Annotated in this window: 5 protein-coding genes; 1 reads left to right on the forward strand and 4 read right to left on the reverse strand. The window is 40.6% G+C overall.

All coding sequences use genetic code 11. The annotated features are described in order from the left end of the window. Positions 1-182: 182 nt before the first annotated feature. From ADH52_RS01965 to ADH52_RS01980, 4 genes are all read right to left on the reverse strand, one after another. Positions 183-2,147: a peptide ABC transporter substrate-binding protein gene (locus tag ADH52_RS01965; protein WP_049509762.1), complete on the reverse strand. Its 1,965-nt coding sequence runs from the start codon at positions 2,145-2,147 to the stop codon at positions 183-185. 137 nt (positions 2,148-2,284) lie between these two features. Next, positions 2,285-2,419, reverse strand: coding sequence for a 50S ribosomal protein L34 (rpmH, locus tag ADH52_RS01970; protein ID WP_000831905.1), 135 nt, complete (start codon positions 2,417-2,419; stop codon positions 2,285-2,287). A gap of 154 nt (positions 2,420-2,573) precedes the next feature. After that, entirely contained in the window at positions 2,574-3,788 is a 1,215-nt protein-coding gene (locus ADH52_RS01975; RefSeq protein WP_000666476.1) for a pyridoxal phosphate-dependent aminotransferase, read from the reverse strand. 156 nt (positions 3,789-3,944) lie between these two features. Next, positions 3,945-4,247 carry a hypothetical protein gene (locus ADH52_RS01980; RefSeq protein ID WP_033681216.1) on the reverse strand — a complete coding sequence of 101 codons (303 nt, stop codon included), beginning with the start codon at positions 4,245-4,247 and terminating at the stop codon, positions 3,945-3,947. A gap of 161 nt (positions 4,248-4,408) precedes the next feature. Here ADH52_RS01980 and ADH52_RS01985 point away from each other — a divergent pair, with 161 nt between their 5' ends. Then, positions 4,409-4,861, forward strand: a complete 453-nt coding sequence (locus ADH52_RS01985; protein ID WP_000079148.1) for a universal stress protein — start codon at positions 4,409-4,411, stop codon at positions 4,859-4,861. The last annotated feature ends 106 nt before the right edge of the window (positions 4,862-4,967 follow it).

Raw genomic sequence — 4,967 nt, forward strand, 5'->3', positions numbered from 1 at the left:
CGAAGTCAGCTCAAAACACTGTTTTGAGGTTGTAGATAGAACTGACGAAGTCAGCTCAAAACATGGTTTTGAGGTTGTAGATGAAACTGACGAAGTCAGTAACCATACCTACGGCAAGGTGAAGCTGACATGGTTTGAAGAGATTTTCGAAGAGTATTAACTGAAAAGCATGACTAGGAATATCATTGAATGTGGTTAGCTAAATCTTCCTGAGCTTTTTTATTTGACTCAGCTTTTTCTTTCAGCCATTTTTCATAGAGTTCTTGATACTGTTTAGCCGTGACTGGCTCTTTTTGCAATTCAACATATTTGTAGTTGTCCGCATTTCCTTTATGACCAACGAATGAGAATGGACCTGTAAACGGTACACTCTTACGGAAGATTGGGTTGGCTCCACCACTTTGAACTGGTAGGAAGAGGGCACTATCTGTCAACCAAGCTTGGGCTTCAGCATATTTTTCATAGCGAGCTTGAGTATCTGTGATTTCCGCATCAGCCTGATCCAAGAGTTTCTTGTAGTCAGCAAGACCAATCTTATCCTTGACTTCCTTGTCTTTTCCTTCAGACAAGCCCATATTTTTCAACTGAGAACCTGTCTCTGGGTCTAGAATCGCTAGGTAAGTCTTAGGATCTGAGTAGTCTCCACCCCATCCTGAGATGTCAATATCGTAGTCTTTTTGTTCTGCTGTATCTGCAAAGTAGGTTGCCTGGTCTTTTTCATCTGGAGAAAGTTGGATAACATCGATGACAACATTATCCTTACCAAGGGTTTCTTCCACTGTTTGTTTGAAAGATCCAGCCTGTTGCACATCCAACTTAGCAGTCTGGTCAACTGGCATATCCAAATGAATTGGGAAAGTTACTCCCTGTGCTTGCAGACTTTCTTTGGCCTTGGCAAACTTCTCTTTGGCCTTTTCAGGATTCAAGAAGGCTTGCTTACCATCGTTTAGATTGATATTTGCCCAATCTTTACCATAGTTGACAATTTTCTCATTGACAATGTCACCGAAGTTCTTATCGCCAACTTGGACAAAGTCACTTGGTGTAACCGTATTACGCAAGATACGGTCTGCTCCTTCTTCACCATTTGTCTGTGCTGCATAAGCATGACGGTCAAAGGCAAAGTTGATAGCCTGACGGAAATCTTTATTTTGCATAGCTGCGCGTGAATCTGTCTTTTCCTTATCAGACTGTTTCATAGTCTGCTTGTAGCTTTGACGATTCACGTTGAAAAGATAATAGAAAGTAACTGAGTTTTGTGGTGTATAGGTAATCTTGTCCTCATTGCCCTTCTTGAGTTCAGCAAAGACTGAACTTGTTGGGAAGATACGACCATCTGTGTAGTTGCCTTCCAAAAATCCTCTTGTAATGCTATCTTGGTCAGAACCGTCAAAGAAAGAAAGCTTCACTTTCTCGATTTTAACATTGTCCTTATCCCAATAGTTAGGATTTTTATCAAATTCAATCAAAGATTTTGATGTGAATGATTTAAATAAGTAAGGACCATTTGACAAGATACTTGATGGTGTCACACTTCCAAAGTCATCTCCCTTAGACTTCAAGAAAGCTTCGTTTACAGGACTAAGAATACTTGCTGTTGTTTTAGAGTTCCAATAAGTTTCAGGTTGGTTGAGGGTGTATTGGAGTGTGTAATCATCCACTGCCTTAACACCAACAGTTCCAAAATCAGATGATTTCCCTTCAACATAGTCTGCTAGCCCTTTGATAGAATCTTGTACCAAGTACAAGTTTTCAGCCTTTTTATCAGCCGCATACTTAAGACCAGTCACAAAGTCATGAGCTGTTACATCCGCATACTCTTCTCCTTCAGAAGTGTACCATTTTGCCCCCTGACGGATTTTATAAGTGTAGGTCAAACCATCTTTTGACACTGTCCATGACTCAGCCATAGATGGAATGAGATTGCCATACTGGTCGTTTTCCAACAAACCATCAATCAAGTTGGTTGTGATACTAGATGTAGAGTCTCGGGTAGAGGTAATATAATCCAAGGTATCTGGGTTATTGACAAAGATATAAGAGTAAGTCTTGTCAGCATTACTTGATTGAGATGATCCACACGCTGCTAGAGCTAGACCTGCTGTCAAAGCCATAGCTCCAAACAGCATCACTTTTGATTTCTTCATGATTATTCTCCATTTTTTACAGTATGTGAAATATTATACACTATTCAAACAAAAATATAAAGTATTTTGTACTTTTTTACAAAAATAAAAATCAGTAGACTCGAGTTCCTACTGATTTTTGATAGAATTCGTTTGGATTATGCAGCCAAAACTTTGCGTCCTTTACGACGACGAGCTGCCAATACGCGACGACCGTTTTTAGTTGACATACGGTTACGGAATCCGTGTTTGCGCGCACGACGAAGTTTACTTGGTTGATAAGTACGTTTCACGATGAATACCTCCTCATAGATTTTGTATTCGTTTAGCCGGCTATAAAGTGATCAGTTACTAAACATACTTTACTATTCTATCTGATTCTTTCACTTTTGTCAATAGCTCTAGGCAAATGTTTCCAGCTTTTTAGCGCTTTTTCGAATGTAAGCCCTATCTACGATACTGTTTCAAGAAACGAGTCATCTTTTCTTGGATTTGGGCTAGTTCATCAACACGAGGAAGGTAAACAATACGGAAGTGGTCTGGTTCCTGCCAGTTGAAGCCTCGACCATGAACCAAGAGAACCTTTTCCTGCTTCAAGAAATCAAGGACAAATTGCTCATCATCATCGATACGGTACATATTGCGGTCGATTTTAGGGAAGATATAGAGCCCAGCCTTGGGTTTAACCGCAGACAAACCTGGAATATCTTGAATAGCATTGTAGATGAAGTTTCTTTGTTCATAAATCCTACCACCTGGAAGGAGCAATTCATCGACTGATTGGTGACCACCCAAGGAAGTTTGCACGACTTGTTGAGCTAAAACGTTAGAGCAAAGGCGCATATTGGACAGCATATTGAGCCCTTCGATATAGCCCTTGACATGAGTCTTAGGTCCAGACAAGACCATCCAACCTACACGGAAACCAGCGATACGGTGAGATTTTGATAGACCATTCATGCTGACACAGAAAACATCTGGTGCCAAGCTAGCGACAGGCGTATGCACATGACCATCCATGACCATGCGGTCGTAAATTTCATCCGCAAAGATAATCAAATCATTTTGACGGGCAATCTCAATAATCTCCAGCAAGAGTTCCTTAGGATAAAGGGCTCCAGTTGGGTTATTTGGATTGATAAGGACGATTGCCTTGGTATTGGAAGTGATTTTTGACTTAATATCGTCAATATCTGGGTACCATTCTGCAGCTTCATCACAGACATAGTGAACGGCATTTCCCCCAGCTAGGCTGACAGCTGCTGTCCAGAGAGGATAGTCTGGCATTGGCACCAAGACCTCATCCCCATTGTCCAAAAGCCCCTGCATGGACATAACAATCAACTCACTAACACCATTTCCAAGGTAAATATCATCAATATCCACATTTGGGAATTTCTTCAACTGGCAATACTGCATGATAGCCTTACGGGCTGAGAAAATTCCTTTAGAGTCAGAATACCCTTCACTATCCCGCGCATTCATAATCAAGTCATGAATGACCTCGTCTGGCGCTGTAAAGCCAAATTCTGCTGGATTTCCTGTATTCAGACGTAAAATCTTTTCTCCATTTGCTCGCATTCGCATGGCTTCTTCCAAAACAGGACCACGGATATCATAAGCAACATGCTCTAACTTACTAGACTTGTTATATTCTTTCATCTTGTTTCCTCAATTCATCAGGATAGTAACATTATACCACTAGAAAGAAAATGCGACAAGTTTACTGAAATGTGTTACTAAAATCCTACAGAAGAAAAACCTCACTAAGAGCGAGGTCAAGACAGGGGAGATAGCAGGTATTTTGCGAAAGTCACATCACATACCAAAAGATAAACCTAGAAAAAGCAAGCCTAAAAAGGAGTCATAAAGAAGATTGAACATGAGGAAAAGCCCCCATATCATCAAGTAATCCCAACGCCCACTTCGTTTTGCAACCAGGAATAATAGAAAATGGTAGAGTAGGTGAAAGACTAAAAAGCCAACAAAACCTGGATAGAGAAGCGGAATTAGCTTCTCTAATTGCCAGACCATGATAACTTCTAGCAAGACTGAAGCTAGGATGATTCCATAATAAAGGAAATTTGAATTTTTTGTTTCTTGAAAAGAGCTTTTCATCATTCTCCCTCCCTTCACTTGTTTCCTGCTATCCTTTCTTTTATTTTATCATATATTTATATAGTTTTTAAGCGCTAACATTCTTTTGAAAAATACTTTTTTTACTTTACTTCTATAGTGAAAAGGTTTACAATAATAGTAAGAAAATTTCAGGAGGTTTCATTATGGCACAACGTTACCAAAATATCATGGTCGCAATCGATGGTTCTAAAGAAGCGGACTTGGCTTTTGTCAAGGGAGTTCATTCTGCTCTACGAAACGACGCTAAGCTCACCATCGCACATGTCATTGACACACGCGCGCTCCAAAGCGTATCCACCTTTGATGCTGAAGTTTACGAAGAACTCCAAGTCGACGCTGAAAGTCTGATGAAAGAGTACGAAAAACGTGCTAAAGATGCTGGTGTGGCAGATGTTCATATCGTCATTGAAATGGGAAATCCAAAAACCCTCTTGGCACGTACTATTCCCGATGCTGAAGAAGTGGACCTCATCCTCGTTGGCGCAACTGGTCTCAACGCCTTTGAACGCCTCTTGGTCGGTTCTTCATCTGAATACATTCTCCGCCATGCTAAGGTCGATTTGCTGGTGGTGAGAGAACAAGAAAAAACCTTATAATCACAAAGAAAAGGAGCCCCTAGCTCCTTTTTGTTTACTATTTATACTCTTCGAAAATCTCTTCAAACCACGTCAACGTCGCCTTGCCGTACTCAAGTACAGCCTG

It is taken from the genome of Streptococcus pseudopneumoniae (assembly GCF_001072665.1).
Classification (GTDB): Bacteria; Bacillota; Bacilli; order Lactobacillales; family Streptococcaceae; genus Streptococcus; species Streptococcus pseudopneumoniae_S.

Excerpts from the sequence above, each read along its gene's own strand:
- ADH52_RS01975 (WP_000666476.1), bottom strand. The coding sequence starts at position 3,788 with ATGAAAGAATATAACAAGTCTAGTAAGTTAGAGCATGTTGCTTATGAT.
- ADH52_RS01965 (WP_049509762.1), bottom strand. The coding sequence starts at position 2,147 with ATGAAGAAATCAAAAGTGATGCTGTTTGGAGCTATGGCTTTGACAGCA.
- ADH52_RS01980 (WP_033681216.1), bottom strand. The coding sequence starts at position 4,247 with ATGATGAAAAGCTCTTTTCAAGAAACAAAAAATTCAAATTTCCTTTAT.
- ADH52_RS01985 (WP_000079148.1), top strand. The coding sequence starts at position 4,409 with ATGGCACAACGTTACCAAAATATCATGGTCGCAATCGATGGTTCTAAA.